Raw genomic sequence first — 17,457 nt, forward strand, 5'->3', positions numbered from 1 at the left:
ATGAGCGACAAGGAAAGCGGAGGCGCCGAGAAGCGCGAACCCACGATCGACACCGTCGACGAACCGGAGACCGCGGCCGCCGCGCCATCCGGGGCATCCGACACGGCCGGATCGGATGCGGCGGGGACATCCGATACCACCGAGTCGAATCCCACCGAAACGACCACCGTGGCGAAGGTTTCGCCGCTGTCGCGACTGCGTGCGGCAGCCGGCCGACGCGGTGTGCGGATCGGCCTGCGCGCGGCGGTGGCCGTGGTGCTGGGTTCCGCGATCGGCACGAGCATCTACTTCTACCTGCAGAACAAGGACCACGAGGAGGTGCTCGACGCGCAGGCGCAGGCCCGCCGGGCCGCGTGCGCCTACGGTCCCGTGGTCTCGACCTACGATTCCGAACATCTCGACCAGTACGTCCGCGATGTGCTGGCCGGCGCTTCCGGTGAGTGGAAGAAGCAGTTCGAGTCCAACAGCAAAGACCTCAGCGACGTCCTGGCCAAGGGCGAGGTCGTCGCGAAGTCGACCGATGTGCAGTGCGCGATCCGTTCCGGGGACAAGAATTCCGCGGAGGCGATCGTGGTGATCGGCCAGACCATCACCAGCCTGGGCACCCAGGGCAAACCGGAACCGGGACAGCTGTCGACGGTGATGCGACTGCAGAAGCAGGGCGACCGCTGGCTGGTCGACAAGATCAGCACGCCGCTGACTCCGCTGCCGCCGCAGTCGTAGCGTCTCTCGGCGAAAAGGATTGGCAGACAATTTGAGTCGCGCACAGGACGGACGCGCGAAGGCGACGGCGCCGGCCACGCACAACCCCGAACGCGTGATCCGCCGCCGGCCCAAGAACCGCCGGGCGCAGATCGCCTCCGCCGCGGCGGCGGCTTTCGGATCGCTGGGCTATCACGGCGTGAGCATGGAGGATATCGCCGCCCGGCTGGGGATTTCCTCGGCGGCGCTGTACCGGCACTATCCGAGCAAGTACGCGCTGTTCCGCGAGGAGCTGCTGCGCTTGTCCGCCGCCGCGGTGACGGCGGTGACGCTGCCCGCGGAGGTTCAGGGCCACAGCCCCGAAGCGCGACTCGGACTCGTCATCGACGCCATCGTGGCCGATACCATCGCCAACCGTCCGACGGCCGCGCTGGCGCGGTGGGAGGCCCGCTACCTCGATCGCGACGATCGCCGGACCTTCGACGAACGGTTCGAGACCGCGATCTCCGCTCTGCGTGCGCTGATCGGTGAACTGCGCCCGGAATTGGCCCGCCGCGAGGGTCTGGTGCGCGCGGTCGCGATCTTCAGTGTGGTGAGCAGTATCGGCGATCACCACGCTCATCTGCCGGCGAAATCGCTCGCGGTGGTGCTGAGCGAGGCGGCCTGGTCGTTGATTCGAACCGACCTGCCGGTTGCCGCCGACCCGCCGGAACCCGCGCGGGCGAGCGATGTTCCGCACTCGTTCAAACATCAGGTGCTGCTGAACAAGGCGGTCGAGCTGTTCCACGAGCGCGGTTATCCGAATGTGAGCGTGGAGGAGATCGCGGCGGCGGCCGAACTGTCGGCGGCCTCGGCGGTGTACCGGTACTACCGCAGCAAGGATGCCCTGCTGGCGGCGGCATTCCGGCGGGTGGCCGACCGGATGGCCGCCGCGATCGCACCGGCGGTGGAGGCGTCGCGGACCTCCGAGGAGGCGTTGGCGACGCTGATCGACCTCTATGTCGCGGGATCGTTCGCCGAACGCGAGCTGACATTCGTCTACTACGCCGAATTCGGCAATGTCGGAGCCTACGAGCGGACGGTGCTGCGCAACATCCAGCGGCTGGTGGTGGCCGAATGGGTGGAGCTGCTGGTGGATGCGCGACCGGAGCTGGCGCGGGCGCAGGCCCGCATCCTCGTCCATGCCGGATTCGGGCTCGTCGTCGGTCTGGGGCGGCTGTTCGGGAACAACCAGCAGATGTGTCCTCGTCCCCATGTGGTCAGGCTGATGGAGATGACGTTGTTCGGGCGACTCGCCACGCGATAGGCGTGAAGTTCCTGAATTCGCGACAACTTAGTAGCTGGAAAGAGTCCTGAAGGCGCGAATATTGCGCTTCCTACCCGTTGATCAAATGAGAATTGTGAGTAACATAGTGAAGGCCGGGCCGACCCTGAGAAGTATACGAGGCGGTGTCGCCGTGGCAGAGGGAGAAATCCGCGAGAGCGCCGGTAACCGCGCATCGGTGGTTGTCGCGTCGGCTCCGAGACGAGCCGGTCTGCCGGGTGGGCCCCTCGGTCTCCCGTGTCGCATGGTGCCGCCGACCCCGGCGGCACCGCCCGCGTCCCGAAGCGCGGGGCCCGGCGCATCTCCGGTCGCGCCGGCGAAACGTTCCGAGAGAGGACTCGCATGACAACGGCAACGCAGCCTTGGGAGCCGAATTACACCGACCCGCACAGCGATTCCTACGTCCCGGAGGAATCCGTGCCGGTCGGGCGGGGCCGGACGCAGGAGGAGCGAGCTCCACGCCCCGACCTCGCGCAGACGCCGCCGCTGACGTTGGAGCAGACGCGCATCCACATCCCGGACTTCCATCGCTCGCCGCGCAAGCGGCCCGCGCAGTTGCCCGACTCCCTGGATTTCTGGATGTTCGCGGGTGCGGCCGCCAACGTCGCGATGCAGTTCGCGCACCCCGCTGTGGCGGCCGGCGTCATGGAGAGCACCGTGGAATCCGGTGCGCTCATGGTGCATCCGTGGAAACGGCTGCGCACCACGGCCTCGTATCTGGCGGTGGCGATTCTCGGTACACCCGAGGAGAAGAAGGAATTCCGTGAGGCGGTGAACGTCGCGCACCGGCAGGTGCGGTCCAAGCCCGGCTCGAAGGTGAAGTACAACGCCTTCGACCGGAACCTGCAGCTGTATGTCGCGGCGTGCATCTACATCGGGTTCGAGGATTCCCACCAGCTCATCAACGGCAAGATGTCACCGGAGGAACTCGAGGCGTTCTATCAGGGGGCGGATACCTTCGGCACCACGCTGCAGGTGCATCCCGACATGTGGCCGAAGACGCGCGCCGACTTCGACGAGTACTGGGTCGAGGCCTGCCGGCAGGTGATCGTCGACGATGCGTTCCGCGCGTATATCGGTGACCTGCTGCATCTTCGGATGATCCACTGGTACATGCGACTGCTCTTCGGCAGGCTGCTGCGCTTCCTCACCGCTGGATTCCTGCCTCCGCATTTCCGCGAACAGATGGGCGTGGAGTGGAGCGCGGCCGATCAGCGCCGATTCGAGCACCTGTTCCTGTTCGTGGGATTCGTGAATCGGTTCATCCCCAAGTTCATCCGGTTCTCCGGGACGAAGATGATGATGCGGGATGTGCAGCGGCGGATCCGTAAGCAGAAGGTCCTCGTGTGAATCCACCGGTGCGGCACAGCGATTGCCGACCGTGACCTGTGCGGCGGATCCGGCCGATCCGCCGCACAGGTCGCATTCTCCGGCTGTGGTCAACAACGCTGTGGCGCAGGTGTCGCTCTCGCCGTGGTCATTCCGTGCGCGGTGCGGGCCTGGGGAAGGCAGCGCATACGGGCGGGAAGTAGCGCCATACGGCTTCGCGTGGTCGCCGCGCAGCGGCGCAGCGCGAATCGGTCGCCGCGATGCAGGTCGACTCCGAGCAATTCACGCGCCGGAGCGGCGATGAGCGCGCGGACGGCGGGGGTGGGAAGCCGACGGGGGATCCACGTGTCGGGGCGAAGCACCTGCGGTGCCAGCGCCGCGGCGTCGGCACCGAATCGCAATCCGGCGCAGGCGTTCTCGAAGTAGGTCACGAACTCCGGCCACGTCTGCGGCATGGCGCGCGCGGAGATGCCGTGCCGCAGATACCACTCGCAGCATTCGTGGTAGAGCCGCTCGCGGTCGTGCTCGGAGAGCGGGCGATGGAAGATGTCGACCGAGGTCATCAGCGTATCGACGTAGGTGGCGTGCTGGAAGAAGAAGATCTCCGGCTGCAGAGCGTGATACCGCGCGCCCCATTCGTCGCGTCCCTTCACGTGCTCGTGCCCGAATTGGATCACCGATCGCATATCCCGTTCGCTGTAGGCCATGTACACCATCTGCGATACGGTGCGTTTCTTGTGCTCCCACAGTCGATTCGGCGCGTGTTGCACCAGACCGGCGGCGATACCGGGATGCAGGATCTGAAAGGCGAGCGCCCGCGGCAGGCACAGCGCGAACCGCCGATCTCCCAGATAGCGATGCAACAACGAATCCCGCTGCCCCGGCCCGGCCACTGTGCCTCGCCCTCTCCGATTCCGCTGCGAAAATCCGGGCTCGCCCCATGCGGACGGGAACTGGGGACCTCGACGGAGCGAGCCCGGACAGACGGCCCGGTCGATCACACCCACGGGCACCACGAGCTCGGCCGGTCGTCGCGGAACAGTACATCACCGACTGTGAATGATCGTCAACATAATTGCGAGAAAAGATCACTCCCGCTTCAGATTGTGCCGAATAGATGCAAGTGAACGGCTATCCAGCGGTTGCCGCGTCGGAGATGGACCTCGGTATAGCACCGGAATTCACTGATAACTACCAGGCCTCCCGTCGGTGAACTCGATCCGGCCCGTCCGGCCGCGTCGGAGATCGCTCGCCGAGGTCGAGTGTGTGATAGGGCACTAATAGTTTGTGTGCAAACTATTAGTGCGCTAATCTGGCCTCGACACGAGGAGGTGGGCCATGACGACCGAGGTCGAGGATCCGCTGCGGCTGGACCGGCAGGTGTGTTTCGCGCTGGCCGTCGCGAACCGATCGGTGCTGACGGTGTACCGCCCGCTGCTGGAGCCGCTGGGACTGACCCATCCCCAGTATCTGGTGATGCTGGCTCTGTGGGGTGAGGCGCCCATGTCGGTGAAGGCCATCGCCGAGGCGATCCAACTCGATTCCGCCACGCTGTCCCCACTGCTCAAGCGGCTCGAGTCGGCGGGCCTCATCACCCGCCGCCGGGATCCGCGCGACGAACGCACACTGCTGATCGATCTGACCGAGGCCGGGTGGGCGCTGCGCCGCCGAGCCGAGCAGATCCCGCCGGCGGTCGTGCGGCGGCTGGGCGTGAGCCTGGCCGATCTGGAGGAACTGCGCGAGGTACTGACCCGCGTCAACGAGGCCGCCCGGCGAGCCGCACTCGCCGATATCCAGGGAGCTACCGATGAGTGAGCAGAAGCCGAATCCGGTTCAGCGCGTGCGCTATATCTGCGGCGCCACCCTGCCCCCCTCGATGCAGCAGTGGGTGCTTCGCGATCTGACCGGGCCGGGAGCCGCCCGCCGGTACCTGCTGCGGTTCCTGGTGCCGATCATCCCCGTGTTGTGCCTGTTCCTGCTCGTTCCCGGGCCGCTGTGGATCGGACTGTCGATGGCGGCGCTGCTGTACGTGCCGCTGGTCTACTTCACCATCGCGCTGATGTACGTGTATCGGCGGCATCGCCTGCTCAAGCACGGACTCGATCCCGAACTGGCCGATGTCGCCGAACGACAGCGCGCGGCGGTCGAACGCGAGCAGTACGAACTGCGGCACGGTCGCGGCTGACGGCCACGCGGTCGCGGAATGTGTGCCCGCCGAACCGATTCCGCGCCGCGACCCGAGTGACCGGTCCGGCTCGTCGCGCCCGCGGTCGGTTATCGGGGGTGTACTGTAAGTCCTGTCGGTAATCGCACAGTGCGCTGTGCGCGCGAGCGGTGCGGCCGATTCGCTGGCCGGACGGGCCGTCGATGGTGAGAATCTGAAGGACATCCGATATGAGTGAGCAGCCGAATCTGTTCAGCCACAGTCCGGTACCCATCGAGACGCCGGCGCCCGCCGGCGGGGTGGCGCATCGTCCGCTGTTTCGCAGTGCGAGTTCCTCGGCCGGACCCGAGGGCGGGGAGGCGCCCGCCGACGACGTAGCCCGGTGACCCACGCGGCGCCCGTCGCCGATCGGTCCGAAACCTCGGACACGATCCGGCAACGGGCGCGCCCGTGGGAACCAGGCGCGACCTGGGCGAACGGGTGGTGACACGCGGTGGCGGACGGGATTGATACGAAAGCTATATCCGTCGCGACCGAACCGTTAGCAAATCCTCATCGAATTGCCGATTTTCGGGCTCTGATACCGATCAGAAGGCCGAGGGGCGTTTCCGTGCTCCGGTAGTGTCGGTCCCGCAATCATTCGGCTAACGAATCGGCGGGGTAGTCACGCCCAGGCGTTACCTGCTGGGGACGGAGTCCGGCATGAGTGCTGTGACTTTCGGTTCTCCGGATATCCGGGGGCACGTACAACGGTTGTCGGCCGGCATCACCGACACGCAATGGCTGCGAGTGGCCGCGGAAACGTCGGCCGCCTGCATCAGCGCCGCGGTCGCCGGGCTCGCCATGATGATGCCGATCAGCCAGTCCTGGCTCTCGCCGGGGTCGGCGCTGCAGGTCGACCTGCTGATCTTCAATATGCCGCTGGCGCTGACCGCCGGAGCGCTGATCGCGGTGATCGCGGTCTCGGTCTCGGCGGCGATCGGTAACAGTCGCCTGGCCTGGTGCGCCGTCTTCTGCGCGACCGCGACGATGCTGGTCAACCACACCCTGCTCGTGCGGCTGGAGACCCGGACGCTGTCGACGCTCAACTACGTCGACTCCATGCTCGCCGGCGTGATCCTGGGCTGTCTGGCCGCGGCGGTCTGGCATCGCCGCGCCCCGGCCGGGGGATATCTGTTCGGTGCGCTGGCCTCGATTCTGTTCGCCGACCTCACCCAGGCCCCGGATTTCGCGTCCGCCGTCCCGGGGGAGGGCATCCTGCGCGGGGCGCCTCCGGTCTGGCTGATTCTCGTCGCACTCGGACTGATGCTGCTCACGGCCGTGCTGTTCCGGCAAGAGCGGCAACCGGAACCCGACGACAGCGCGGTGGTACCGCTGAAACCGGTGGTGTCGGCGGTCGTGATCGTCTCGGCGACCCTGGCCACGTCCGTATGGATGGCCCGCGGCGGCGCGCTCGTGTCGATCCTGGTGGGCGGGGCGATACTGCTGCTCGCCACCGCGGTGGCGGCGCTGCTGCTGCCCGAACGGGACGGAATGCTGATCGTGGTCATGGTCGCCTTCGCCTCGGCGGGGTCGGCCCTGCTCACCGTCCCCCGGCCCTCCTGGTCGACCGTGCTGGTGGTCGCGGCCGCGGGCGCCGGGCTCTACGCCGGATGGCGAATCCGCCTGCCGATGCCGGCCGTCGCGGGCTCGGTCGTGCTGGCGATCGCGGCCGCGGTGAGCTCATCAGTGGTGGACGTGCCGACCGCGGCGGTGACCGTGCCGAGCTGTATCGCGCTGGCGGCGATGGCCGGTTACGCCCTGGGTTGCGCCATCGGCCCGCGTGCGACCAGTGCGGTCGTCGGGATCGTCATCCTCTTCGTGCCCTCCGCGGGGGTGGCGTTGCAGGGTCGCGACCTCGGCCGGCTCGAATATTCCCACACCTGGTTCCGCAGCGCCGAGGCTGCCGTCACCGCGGTGCCGGGGATCGTCGCCGCCGGGATCGGGATCGGCTGCGCCGCCATCGTGCTCCTGATCGGGCGGCTGAGGCCGGAGGATGCCGTCGGCCGGCGCGGGGCCGACGGTGTGGAGGGTTCCGCGCCGAATGCGGCTCAGTCGCGGCGCAATTCGCTCACCACGTCGAAGTCGACGCCGTCGGCATCGGCGAGGTAGACGGGCTGGGTGGTGTGGGCGCCACGGACCTTCACCTCGCCGCGCGGGCCGCCGTAACGCACCCGGGCGGCATGCCGCTCGATAACGCGCACGTCGAGGCTGCGCGCCGCCTCCGCCAGCGAGGCGAACAGCAGCAGACCCTCGTAGCAGGATTCGCCGATATTGTTCAGCGCCGGAGCGAAGGTGCCGTACCGGGCGGTGTAGCGGCTGCCGAATTCCATCGCCTCGGGCGATACCACGCTCTCGAAATAGCCTGAAGCGGTGAACAATCCGCGGGTGCTGGCCGGGCCGCCCGCGTACAGGACGTCCTCGCCGATCATCATGCTCAGCCGCAGCCGGTCCTCGTCGAGGCCCGCGCGGGCGAAGGCGCGATTGAACGCCGCGCAGTCGGCGCCGACCATCAGCAGCAGCACCCCTTGGGCGGAGGAGTGGCGAATCAGGTCGAGGGCAGGTCCGAAGGCGCGGCTGCCGAGCGGGACGAACGTCTGGCCGACGATGTCGATATCCCCGAATGCCGCCGCCTCGCGGGTGACCCGGGCGGTTTCGCGCGGCCACACGTAATCGTTGCCGACGATGCACCAGCGGCGGATGCCCTGTTCCGCGCGCAGCCAGCGCAACGCCGGGAAGAGCTGATGATCGGGGGTCTCGCCGACCATGTACACGCCGTCGGAATTCTCGCCGCCCTCGTAGAACGTCGTGTAGACGTACGGCACCCGTCCGGCCGTGCGGGGCGTCAGCACCCGGCGGGCGTTGGACAGATGCCAGCCCACCACACCGTCGACGGCACCGGTGCCGATCATGCGGTCGATGCGCTCGGCCAGCAGCGGTAGCGGCGCGCCCGCGTCGACCGTGTGCAACCGCACCGGCCGGTCCAGGATGCCGCCCGCGCGATTGATGTCGTCCACCGCCAGCGCGGCGCACGCCTCACAGGACGGGCCGAACAGGCCCGCCGGTCCGCTACCGGGCACCACCAGCGCGATATCGACGGTGTCGCGCCCGCCGCGGGAGTTCGACACCCTCACCGGAACCTCCGCCGCCCGAAACATCCTTCGCCGAATAGTCGTCCCCCGAGCCGACCATGTTAACGACCGCCCGGGACCGTGGCGAGCCCCGACCTTCCGGGGCAGGTGAAGGGGCCTTGTTTGGCAGATACCCCATAAGGGTATATGGTCGTGGTAGTCGCTCGCGCCGGTCGAGAGGAGTCGTGCACATGGCGGACAACGGTCACACAACCGTGGTGCTGGATCTGAGTGGCCTGCACTGGGCGAGCCGCCGGCAGGTCGCCACCCGGGTGCTGCAAGCCCGTCCCGGTGTCCTCGAGGCCACGGTCAATCCCGCCGCCCAGACCGCGACGGTCGGCTTCGACCCGGCCCGGACCTCGGTCCACGAATTGCGGGAATGGTTGCGGGACTGCGGAATCCACTGCTCCGGACGTTCGGTTCCCCGGCACGTCTGCGACCCCTTGGCCGAGCCGTCCGAACCGGCCGGCGCGCACCGGCACGAACTCCCGCAACCTTCGCACGATCATCACGGCACGCACGATCATCACGACATGTCGATGGCCGCGATGGCCGCCGATATGCGCAACCGATTCCTGGTCGCGCTGCTCTTCTCGGTGCTCGTCATGATGTGGTCGCCGATGGCGACGGATATGTTCGGCATCGATCTGCCGGTACCGTTCGGGCTGCGCCAGGATGTGTGGGCGTTGATCCTGAGCCTGCCGGTGATCGGCTATTCGTCGACGATCTTCTTCACCGGTGCGTGGCAGGCGCTGCGGGCGCGGACCCTCGACATGATGGTCCTGGTGGCGGTCGCCATCGGCGCGGGCTGGCTGTATTCACTGGCCATCACGCTCACGGGCGGCGGCGAGGTCTTCTACGAGGCGTCGACCATGCTCGCCACCTTCGTGCTGCTCGGGCACTGGTTCGAGATGCGCGCCCGCGGCGGGGCCACCGACGCCATCCGCACGCTGCTGGATCTGGCGCCGCCGCGCGCGGTGGTGTTGCGGGACGGCGAGGAGGTGGAGGTTCCCACCGCCGAGGTCGCCGTCGGCGATCTGCTGCTGGTGCGCCCCGGTGCCAAGATCCCGGTGGACGGCGTCGTGGAAGACGGCGACAGCGAGGTCGACGAGTCGATGGTGACCGGGGAGAGTTTGCCGGTGCACAAGCAACCGGGCGCTCCGGTGATCGGCGCCAGCATCAACGTCGACGGCACCCTGCGCGTGCGTGCGGACAAGGTCGGCTCCGACACCGCGCTGGCCCAGATCGTGAATCTCGTTCAGCAGGCGCAGAATTCGAAGGCGCCGGGCCAGAAGCTGGCCGATCGCGCGGCGTTCTGGCTGGTACTGGTCGCGCTGATCGGCGGTGCGGCCACCCTGGCCGGGTGGCTGCTCGCCGGCGCCACCTTCGCCACCGCCATGTTGTTCGCGATCACCGTCGTCGTGATCACCTGCCCCGACGCACTCGGCCTGGCCACGCCGACGGCGATCATGGTCGGCACCGGACTCGGCGCTCGCCGGGGCGTGCTGTTCAAGAACGCCCTCGCGCTGGAGACCGCGGCCCGCGTCGACGTGGTGGTGCTGGACAAGACCGGCACCCTGACGAAGGGCGAACCGGCCGTCACCGAATTCGTGACCTCGGCGGCCGAGCCCTCACCCCGGTTGCTCGCGGCGGTGGCCGCCGTCGAGCGGGAGTCCGAACATCCATTGGCCCAGGCGATCGTCCGCTACGCCGAGGACCGTGGCGTCGCGCCGGCGCGGGCCGAGAAGTTCGAGAACGTACCCGGCCACGGCGCCGTCGCCACGGTCGACGGGCAGCGTGTCGTCGTCGGCAATAGGCGACTGCTGGATCGCGAGGGGATCGAACTCGGCGAATTGGCCGCCGCTCGGAGCCGGATAGCGGATGGCGGGCAGACCGCGGTGCTGGTGGCGGTCGACGACAAGGCGGTCGCGGTCGTCGGCATCGCCGACGCGCCCCGCGAGACCGCCGCCGCCGCGGTGCGCGAGATGCACGATCTGAGTGTGGAAGTCGTGATGCTCACCGGCGACAATCGCGCGACCGCCGACCGCATCGCGGCCGAATTGGGTATCGACACCGTCATCGCGGAGGTGCTGCCCGGTGACAAGGCCGACACCATCGCGCAATTACAGTCCGGCGGAAGGAGAGTCGCGATGGTCGGCGACGGCGTGAACGACGCGCCCGCGCTCGCGCGGGCCGACCTCGGCATCGCCATCGGCGCCGGTACGGATGTGGCCATCGACACCGCCGATGTGGTTCTGATGCGATCGGACCCGCTCGACGTGCCCACCGCGTTACGGATCGGGCGTGGCACCCTGCGCAAGATGCATCAGAACCTGGCGTGGGCAGTGGGATACAACGCGGTCGCCCTCCCGATCGCGGCGGGTGTGTTGGAGCCTGCCTTCGGGTTCACCCTGCGTCCGGAGATCGCCGCCCTGACCATGTCGGGATCCAGCATCATCGTCGCGCTGAACGCGGTGTCGCTCAAACGACTTCGCTTGCCGCAGCGGCAGGGGTGAGAGCCGGCCGGACGGCGCTACCCCTGCGGCGGGGGGAGGGACGAGCGAGGAACGACCGCCGAGATCTGTGCGCACAACTGCCAGGGCCGCTCGGTGTCCACGGTCGACTTGCCGCTGGTCAAGATGGCGCCGGACAGTCCGCGGTCGAGATCGGCCCAGCCGTACTGGGTGGTCAAACCGCTACGGCCGAAATGGGTTTCGGTGTGGGCGCCGAATTTCGACCGGCGCCCGCCCAGCTCGAATCCGGCCCGGCTGACCCGGCCCGCGATGCCCGGGATCCGCGGCGCCGGTGCGATCGCGCCGCGTAGCGTGTCGGGCGACAGGATCCGCACGCCGTCGAGTTCCCCACCCCGACACAGTATTTCGTAGAAGCGTGAAAGTTCCGAGGCGGTGGTCACGAGATTGCCGGAGGGCAGCTCCGCGGTGAGGAACGCGCGCACCGATTCCTCCGACGTGGAGGCGCTCATGCCGCCGCCGAGCGCCTTACCGGCCACCACCGACCAGGCCCGCGAGGGCCGCGGTCCGGTGCGCACGCTCGGCACCACCCGGTCGACGTCCTCGGGGGCCACGCCGAAGGTGGTCCATCGGAAACCGAGCGGATTCAGCACCTGTTCGGCGAGATGGTCGCCCATCCGTTTACCGGTCGCGCGCTGGACCAGCAGGCGCAGGATCAACCCGCTGGTCAGGGCGTGATAGACGCGCAATCGCCGGGGTGGCCAGCTCGGCCGCAACTCGATCAGCGCCCGCACCGCGAGTTCCTCGTCCACGACGGCGTCGAAGCCGCGGTAGCCCGCCGGCATGAACGGCACCCCGGCGGAGTGAGAGAGCACATCGGCGATGGTGATGCGGCCCTTGCCGTGCGCCGCGAATTCCGGAATGTAGTCGCACACCCGGTCTTCCGGGGCGAAGGCGCCCTGCTCGATCAGCATCGCCATCACCGTCGCGGCGACGCCTTTGGCGGTGGAGAAACCGCAGAACGGGGTGTCGACGGTGATCGGTGTGCGCTCGACGTCCGGCCCGTCGCCGGGGGCGTTACCCCAGCCGTGACCGATGGCCCGGTTCAGCACGACGGCGCCGTGGCGGCGCAGGCAGATCTGGATCGCGGGAGTGGTTCCCATCCGGTACCACGCGCGGACCGACTCCCACACCGCTTCGACGTCGGCGGGCCGCAGACCCACCGCGGTGGGGTCGTCCTCGGGACCCACCGCGGTCACGGTGTCCGGATCGGCGGGGACGGAAACCATCGGGGCGACACTGCTCACGGCGTCAGCATAGTGATCGGGGGCGTCGGCGCAGGTCGGAGCGTCGTCGATGCTCAGCTGTGCGATGGTAGGCGCCACACCGGCCACGAGGCGAGGGTTGCGATGTCACCCCGCGTGCGCACTACAGCCCGGGCGCGACCGGTTCGACCGTGCGCCATCCGACACTGGTTACCGACGGTTCCAGGCTCAACCGGCTCACCGCCGACTCCATCTGCCGGTCGTCGCGCTGATCGCCGACCAGATCCGCGCGCACCTCCACCCGGCCCGCATCCTCGGCATTGGCGCTGGCGACCGACACGAGCTGGAAGTCGGTGCGCGTCAACGCCTGTACCAGCAGTGCGCGCACATGCGCTTCGTGCGCGTCGTCGGTGACGGCGGTGAACGCGTAGTGCGCGGGTTGCTCGTGACCCGACTCGGGCCGGCGGTCGACCTTGCGCCCGGCCGCCCGCAACGCGATGTTGACGATCACCACCGCGACCGTTCCGGCCGCCGCGGTGCCGTACATGCCTGCACCGGAGAGCGCGCCCACCGCCGCCGCGCACCAGAGTGTCGCGGCGGTGTTGAGACCGCGCACGTTCAGTCCGTCGCGGATGATCACGCCCGCGCCGAGAAAGCCGATACCGGAAACGATTTGGGCCGCGACCCGCGTCGGGTCGGCAGCGCCACCGTGAAACCCGTGCGCGGACAACAACACGAACAACGCCGCACCCGCGGAGACCAGAGCGTTGGTCCGCAGTCCGGCCATCCGGGCCCGGTACTGGCGTTCGAAACCGATCACCGCACCGAGACCGACACCGGTGGCAAGGCGCAGCAGCATCTCCCACGTCGACATGAGAAGACGACCCTTCGATGGAGGGCGAGAACTCGCGCGCGCAGGCTACCGCGACATCCGCACGGCCGCGTCGACACGAGAATGGTCGCCGAGTGAATTCTTGGCAAAACGACGTATGTGACTGTCGTCGGGCACGGCGACCACCTCCTTCCGGGATACGTCCCGCGTAGTACAGCGCCGGGCGGCGGCGCCGGGAAGGAAGTAAACACCCGCATCGCGATCCTGGCAACTCTGGCGCCGGGCCGGAGGGATTTGCCTGATTCGAACCGCCGAACCCGGGTAGTACGCCCTGCAAGCAGGGAGGAGTGTGCCCTGTGCGGCCGAAACCGGGAGACGGAGGTGCCATGATGACGGACCCGCGGATGGCGCGTGGAAGCACATCGCAGGAGCAGACGCAGCGGCGGCGGATGCTGCGAGCGCCGCGCAAGCATGCCGGTGAGGGAATCGAGGACACGTACAACATTCCGGGCATCGTGCTGTGTGCCTTGAGTTTCGTCGCGCTGGCGCTCGCGCTGACCGCGGCCGGATACGGCTTCGGCGGATGGGCGATCGTGGCCGGTGTGGTGTGCGCGGTGTGCTTGATCAGCGGCGTGGCGTGGATCGCGCTCGAGAGCAAGCGGACGCAGGCTCGCGACCAGTGGGAGCCGCATCAGCGACAGGGGCACTGATCAGGGTAGGACCGTGGGTCCGGCGCGGGGTGTGATCGCGGCGCCGATCCGGTCCCGGAGAGGAGAGAGATGGTCGAGAAGACTCGCGCCGGCGGTTTCACCACCGACGACGCCGGAATTCCGGTGGCCAGCGACGAAGATTCGCTGACGATAGGCCCCGACGGCCCGATCCTGCTCAACGACGCGTATCTGATCGAGAAGATGGCCGCGTTCAACCGCGAGCGCGTCCCCGAACGGCAGCCGCACGCCAAGGGCGGCGGCGCCTTCGGTGTGTTCGAGACCACGCAGGATATGAGTGCCTACACCTGCGCGAAGGTCTTCCAGCTCGGGGCGAAGACGGAGATGCTGGCGCGGTTCTCCACGGTGGCCGGGGAGCGGGGCAGCCCGGACACCTGGCGAGATCCGCGTGGATTCGCGTTGAAGTTCTACACCGAGGACGGCAATTTCGATCTGGTCGGCAACAACACCCCGATCTTCTTCGTCCGCGATCCGATGAAGTTCCAGGACTTCATCCGATCGCAGAAACGCCGGGCGGACAACAACTTACGCGACCACGACATGCAGTGGGATTTCTGGACGCTGTCGCCGGAGTCGGCGCACCAGGTCACCTGGCTGATGGGCGATCGCGGTATCCCGCGCACCTGGCGTCACATGAACGGCTACTCCAGCCACACCTACATGTGGGTCAACGCCGAGGGCGAGAAGCACTGGGTCAAGTACCACTTCCTCACCGACCAGGGTGTGGAGTTCTTCACCCAGGACGAGGGCGATCAGATGGCCTCGATGGATACCGACTATCACACCCGGGATCTGTGGGAGGCGATCGAGCGCGGCGACTACCCGAGCTGGACGCTGAAGATGCAGATCATGCCGTTCGAGGCGGCCAAGTCCTATCGGTTCAACCCGTTCGATCTGACCAAGGTGTGGCCGCACGGCGACTATCCGCTCTACGAGGTCGGCCGGATGACGCTGAACCGCAACCCGTCCGACTATCACACCGAGATCGAACAGGCCGCCTTCGAGCCGAGCAGCGCGGTGCCGGGCACGGGACCGAGCCCGGACAAGATGCTGCTGGGCCGGTGGTTCTCGTATCCGGACGCGCACCGCTACCGGATCGGCGCGAACTACAAGGAATTGCCGGTCAATGCGCCGAAGTCGCCGTCGCACTCCTACACCAAGGACGGCCACATGCGGCACCACAATCCGGGCGACCCTGTCTACGTGCCGAATTCCAAGGGCGGTCCGCACGCCGAACCCGGCCGGGCCGGTCCGACGGCCGGCTGGTACACCGACGGCGAAATGGTGCGCGAGGCCTACACGCTGCGCCGCGACGACGACGATTGGGGCCAAGCGGGCACTCTCGTGCGCCAGGTGCTCGACGACGCGGCGCGAGAACGGCTGGTGGACAACATCGTCGGCCATCTGCTCAACGGGGTGTCCGAGCCGGTCCTGGCGCGCGCCTTCGAATACTGGCGCAATGTCGACAAGGATCTCGGCGACCGGGTGGAATCCGGGGTCCGGGCGAAACAGGACGAGAAGGATCCGAAGGCGGCCGCGCAGGGCAATTCCGCCCGCTCCGCCGCCCAGCACAAGGCCTGAGGAGGGCCCGGAAAGGCGAATGCGGTCGGCCGCGGAGCGCCCACCCCGCTGGGAGCGGGTGGGCGGTTGAGCAGGGCTGCTCGTGGTATGCCCCGACCATGATCGCGAATTCCGCTGCCGCCCCCCATGTCCTGCGGGAGTACTCGTTCATCGCGGACGGTCAGCGCGGCGCCCTGGTCGGTCCGCGCGGCGACATCTCGTGGATGTGCCTGCCATGCTGGGACGGAGATGCCGTCTTCGCGACCCTGCTGGGCGGTTCCGGCATGTACGCCGTGACTCCGTCGGGGCCGTTCGTCTGGGGCGGCTACTACGAGGACGGCACGCTGATCTGGCGGTCGCGGTGGCTGTCCGGGAGTGCGGTGATCGAATGCCGGGAAGCGTTGGCCTTTCCGGGCGATCGGCATCGGGCGGTGCTGATGCGCCGCGTCGTGGCGGTGCAGGAGGACGCCGAGGTCGATGTGGAGTTGCGGCCGGTCGCGCGGTTCGGTGCCGCGCAGGTACACCATCCGCGCCGCGCGGACGGGGTGTGGACGGCTCGGGCGGGCGGGCTGCGGATGCGCTGGGCGGGCGCGCCCGGCGCCGAGCTCGACGAGGACGGTTCCGGCCGGGGATGGACGGCGCACCTGTCGGTGCCCGCGGGCAGCTGTCACGACCTGATCCTGGAAATATCCGATCGCACCCTGCCCGATGATCTTCCCGACCCCGATACCTACTGGGAGACAACCGAAAACGCCTGGCGGCGTGATCGCCCGGATTTCGGTGCCACGGCGGCGCCGCGCGACAGCGCCCACGCGTTCGCGGTCCTGCGCGGGATGACCGCCGATACCGGCGGCATGGTGGCGGCGCCCACCACCAGCCTGCCCGAACGCGCCGACCGGGGCGAGAACTACGACTATCGCTACGTCTGGATCCGCGACCAATGCCTGGCCGGGCAGGCGATCGCGATCGGCGGCCCGCATCCGTTGCTCGACGCCGCGGTCGGTTTCACGGCCGCCCGCCTGCTCGACGACGGTCCCACGCTGGCGCCCGCCTACACCATCGACGGGAAGGGGGTGCCGCCGGTGCGCGAGATCGAGCTTCCCGGATATCCGGGCGCGCGGCCCGTCGCCGGCAACCGGGTTCGCGGGCAGTTCCAGCTCGACACCTTCGGCGAGGCGTTGTCGTTGTTCGCCGCGGCCGCTCGCCACGATCGGCTCGGCGGCGATCACCGCCGCGCGGTCGATATCGCCGTGGCGGCGATCGCGGACAACCATCACCGCCCGGATGCGGGGATCTGGGAGATCGAGAACCGGTTGTGGACCCATTCCCGGCTGATCTGCGCGGCCGGGCTACGCGCGGTCGCGGCCTGTCCGGACACCGGCGCCGATACCGCCTACTGCAGTTCGCTGGCCGATACGCTGGTGGCCGAGGCCGCCCGCACCGGAGTGCATCCGACCGGTCGCTGGCAGCGCGCCCCCGATCAGCCGGGTGTGGACGCCGCGCTGCTGCTGCCGTTGATTCGCGGTGCGATCCCGGCCGACGACCCGCGCTACGCGGCCACCTTCTTCGCGATCCAGCGAGATCTGACCACCGACTACTGCGTCTACCGCTACCGTCACGACGATCGTCCGCTCGAGATGAGCGAAGGCGCGTTCCTGCTGTGCGGCTTCACCATGGCGATGGCGGCCGCCCAGCTCGACCGCCCGGTGACCGCGATGCGCTTCTTCGAGCGCAATCGCGCCTCGTGCGGCACACCGGGTCTGTTCGCCGAGGAATTCGATGTCCGCCAGCGGCAGTTGCGCGGCAATCTGCCCCAGGCGTTCGTGCACGCGATGCTGCTGGAAGCGTCGCTGCGGCTCGGGCCGCTCGCGCCGGAGCTGCCGTCGGAAGCGGTGGTGCCGACGGATCGGGG

At 68.4% G+C, this 17,457-nt stretch carries 15 protein-coding genes; 11 read left to right on the top strand and 4 right to left on the bottom strand.

The genetic code is table 11. The features are described from left to right. The 3 genes from NMI01S_RS29050 to NMI01S_RS29060 all read left to right on the top strand — a co-directional run bounded on the left by NMI01S_RS29050 (position 1) and on the right by NMI01S_RS29060 (position 3,376). The gene (locus NMI01S_RS29050; RefSeq protein ID WP_157126427.1) at positions 1–723 is read left to right on the top strand and encodes an Rv1363c family protein; all 723 of its coding nucleotides are present in this window, start codon (positions 1–3) and stop codon (positions 721–723) included. Positions 724–754: 31 nt separating this feature from the next. Next, on the top strand, positions 755–2,008 hold the full coding sequence (locus NMI01S_RS29055) for a TetR/AcrR family transcriptional regulator (RefSeq protein WP_063001916.1): 1,254 nt from the start codon (positions 755–757) through the stop codon (positions 2,006–2,008). A gap of 360 nt (positions 2,009–2,368) precedes the next feature. Beyond that, positions 2,369–3,376, top strand: a complete 1,008-nt coding sequence (locus tag NMI01S_RS29060; protein WP_084513369.1) for an oxygenase MpaB family protein — start codon at positions 2,369–2,371, stop codon at positions 3,374–3,376. An 89-nt stretch (positions 3,377–3,465) separates the two neighbouring features. Here NMI01S_RS29060 and NMI01S_RS29065 read toward each other — a convergent pair whose 3' ends face one another. Then, on the bottom strand, positions 3,466–4,218 hold the full coding sequence (locus NMI01S_RS29065; protein ID WP_245717076.1) for an oxygenase MpaB family protein: 753 nt from the start codon (positions 4,216–4,218) through the stop codon (positions 3,466–3,468). Between the two features lie 475 nt (positions 4,219–4,693). Between NMI01S_RS29065 and NMI01S_RS29070 the strand changes: the two genes are divergently transcribed. The 4 genes from NMI01S_RS29070 to NMI01S_RS29080 all read left to right on the top strand — a co-directional run bounded on the left by NMI01S_RS29070 (position 4,694) and on the right by NMI01S_RS29080 (position 7,670). Then, entirely contained in the window at positions 4,694–5,170 is a 477-nt protein-coding gene (locus NMI01S_RS29070; RefSeq protein ID WP_063001888.1) for a MarR family winged helix-turn-helix transcriptional regulator, read from the top strand. Then, positions 5,163–5,540, top strand: coding sequence for a DUF5313 family protein (locus NMI01S_RS29075; RefSeq protein WP_063001889.1), 378 nt, complete (start codon positions 5,163–5,165; stop codon positions 5,538–5,540). Before NMI01S_RS29070 ends, NMI01S_RS29075 begins: the two co-directional genes overlap by 8 nt. A gap of 209 nt (positions 5,541–5,749) precedes the next feature. Further along, positions 5,750–5,905: a hypothetical protein gene (locus NMI01S_RS35145; RefSeq protein ID WP_157104334.1), complete on the top strand. Its 156-nt coding sequence runs from the start codon at positions 5,750–5,752 to the stop codon at positions 5,903–5,905. A 316-nt stretch (positions 5,906–6,221) separates the two neighbouring features. Continuing rightward, positions 6,222–7,670 (top strand): hypothetical protein, encoded by a 1,449-nt coding sequence (locus NMI01S_RS29080; RefSeq protein ID WP_157126428.1) that lies wholly within the window; start codon positions 6,222–6,224, stop codon positions 7,668–7,670. Here NMI01S_RS29080 and NMI01S_RS29085 read toward each other — a convergent pair. Then, positions 7,610–8,686 (bottom strand): substrate-binding domain-containing protein, encoded by a 1,077-nt coding sequence (locus tag NMI01S_RS29085; RefSeq protein WP_245717077.1) that lies wholly within the window; start codon positions 8,684–8,686, stop codon positions 7,610–7,612. The two genes, NMI01S_RS29080 and NMI01S_RS29085, sit on opposite strands and share 61 nt — an antisense overlap. A 194-nt stretch (positions 8,687–8,880) precedes the next feature. Here NMI01S_RS29085 and NMI01S_RS29090 point away from each other — a divergent pair, with 194 nt between their 5' ends. Beyond that, positions 8,881–11,205 carry a heavy metal translocating P-type ATPase gene (locus tag NMI01S_RS29090; RefSeq protein WP_063001892.1) on the top strand — a complete coding sequence of 775 codons (2,325 nt, stop codon included), beginning with the start codon at positions 8,881–8,883 and terminating at the stop codon, positions 11,203–11,205. Positions 11,206–11,222: 17 nt separating this feature from the next. Here the strand turns inward: NMI01S_RS29090 and NMI01S_RS29095 are convergent, their stop codons facing one another. Next, on the bottom strand, positions 11,223–12,467 hold the full coding sequence (locus NMI01S_RS29095) for a serine hydrolase (RefSeq protein ID WP_245717078.1): 1,245 nt from the start codon (positions 12,465–12,467) through the stop codon (positions 11,223–11,225). 121 nt (positions 12,468–12,588) lie between these two features. Continuing rightward, positions 12,589–13,299 (bottom strand): MgtC/SapB family protein, encoded by a 711-nt coding sequence (locus NMI01S_RS29100; RefSeq protein WP_063001893.1) that lies wholly within the window; start codon positions 13,297–13,299, stop codon positions 12,589–12,591. Positions 13,300–13,643: 344 nt separating this feature from the next. Between NMI01S_RS29100 and NMI01S_RS29105 the strand changes: the two genes are divergently transcribed. The 3 genes from NMI01S_RS29105 to NMI01S_RS29115 form a co-directional block, all read left to right on the top strand. Then, positions 13,644–13,967 carry a hypothetical protein gene (locus NMI01S_RS29105; protein ID WP_245717079.1) on the top strand — a complete coding sequence of 108 codons (324 nt, stop codon included), beginning with the start codon at positions 13,644–13,646 and terminating at the stop codon, positions 13,965–13,967. Between the two features lie 69 nt (positions 13,968–14,036). After that, complete coding sequence (locus NMI01S_RS29110; RefSeq protein WP_063001894.1) at positions 14,037–15,566, top strand: catalase; 1,530 nt, start codon at positions 14,037–14,039, stop codon at positions 15,564–15,566. A gap of 98 nt (positions 15,567–15,664) precedes the next feature. Further along, a partial coding sequence (locus NMI01S_RS29115) for a glycoside hydrolase family 15 protein (protein ID WP_063920899.1) occupies positions 15,665–17,457 on the top strand: 1,793 nt, incomplete at its 3' end.

This window comes from Nocardia mikamii NBRC 108933 (assembly GCF_001613505.1).
Lineage (GTDB): Bacteria > Actinomycetota > Actinomycetes > Mycobacteriales > Mycobacteriaceae > Nocardia > Nocardia mikamii.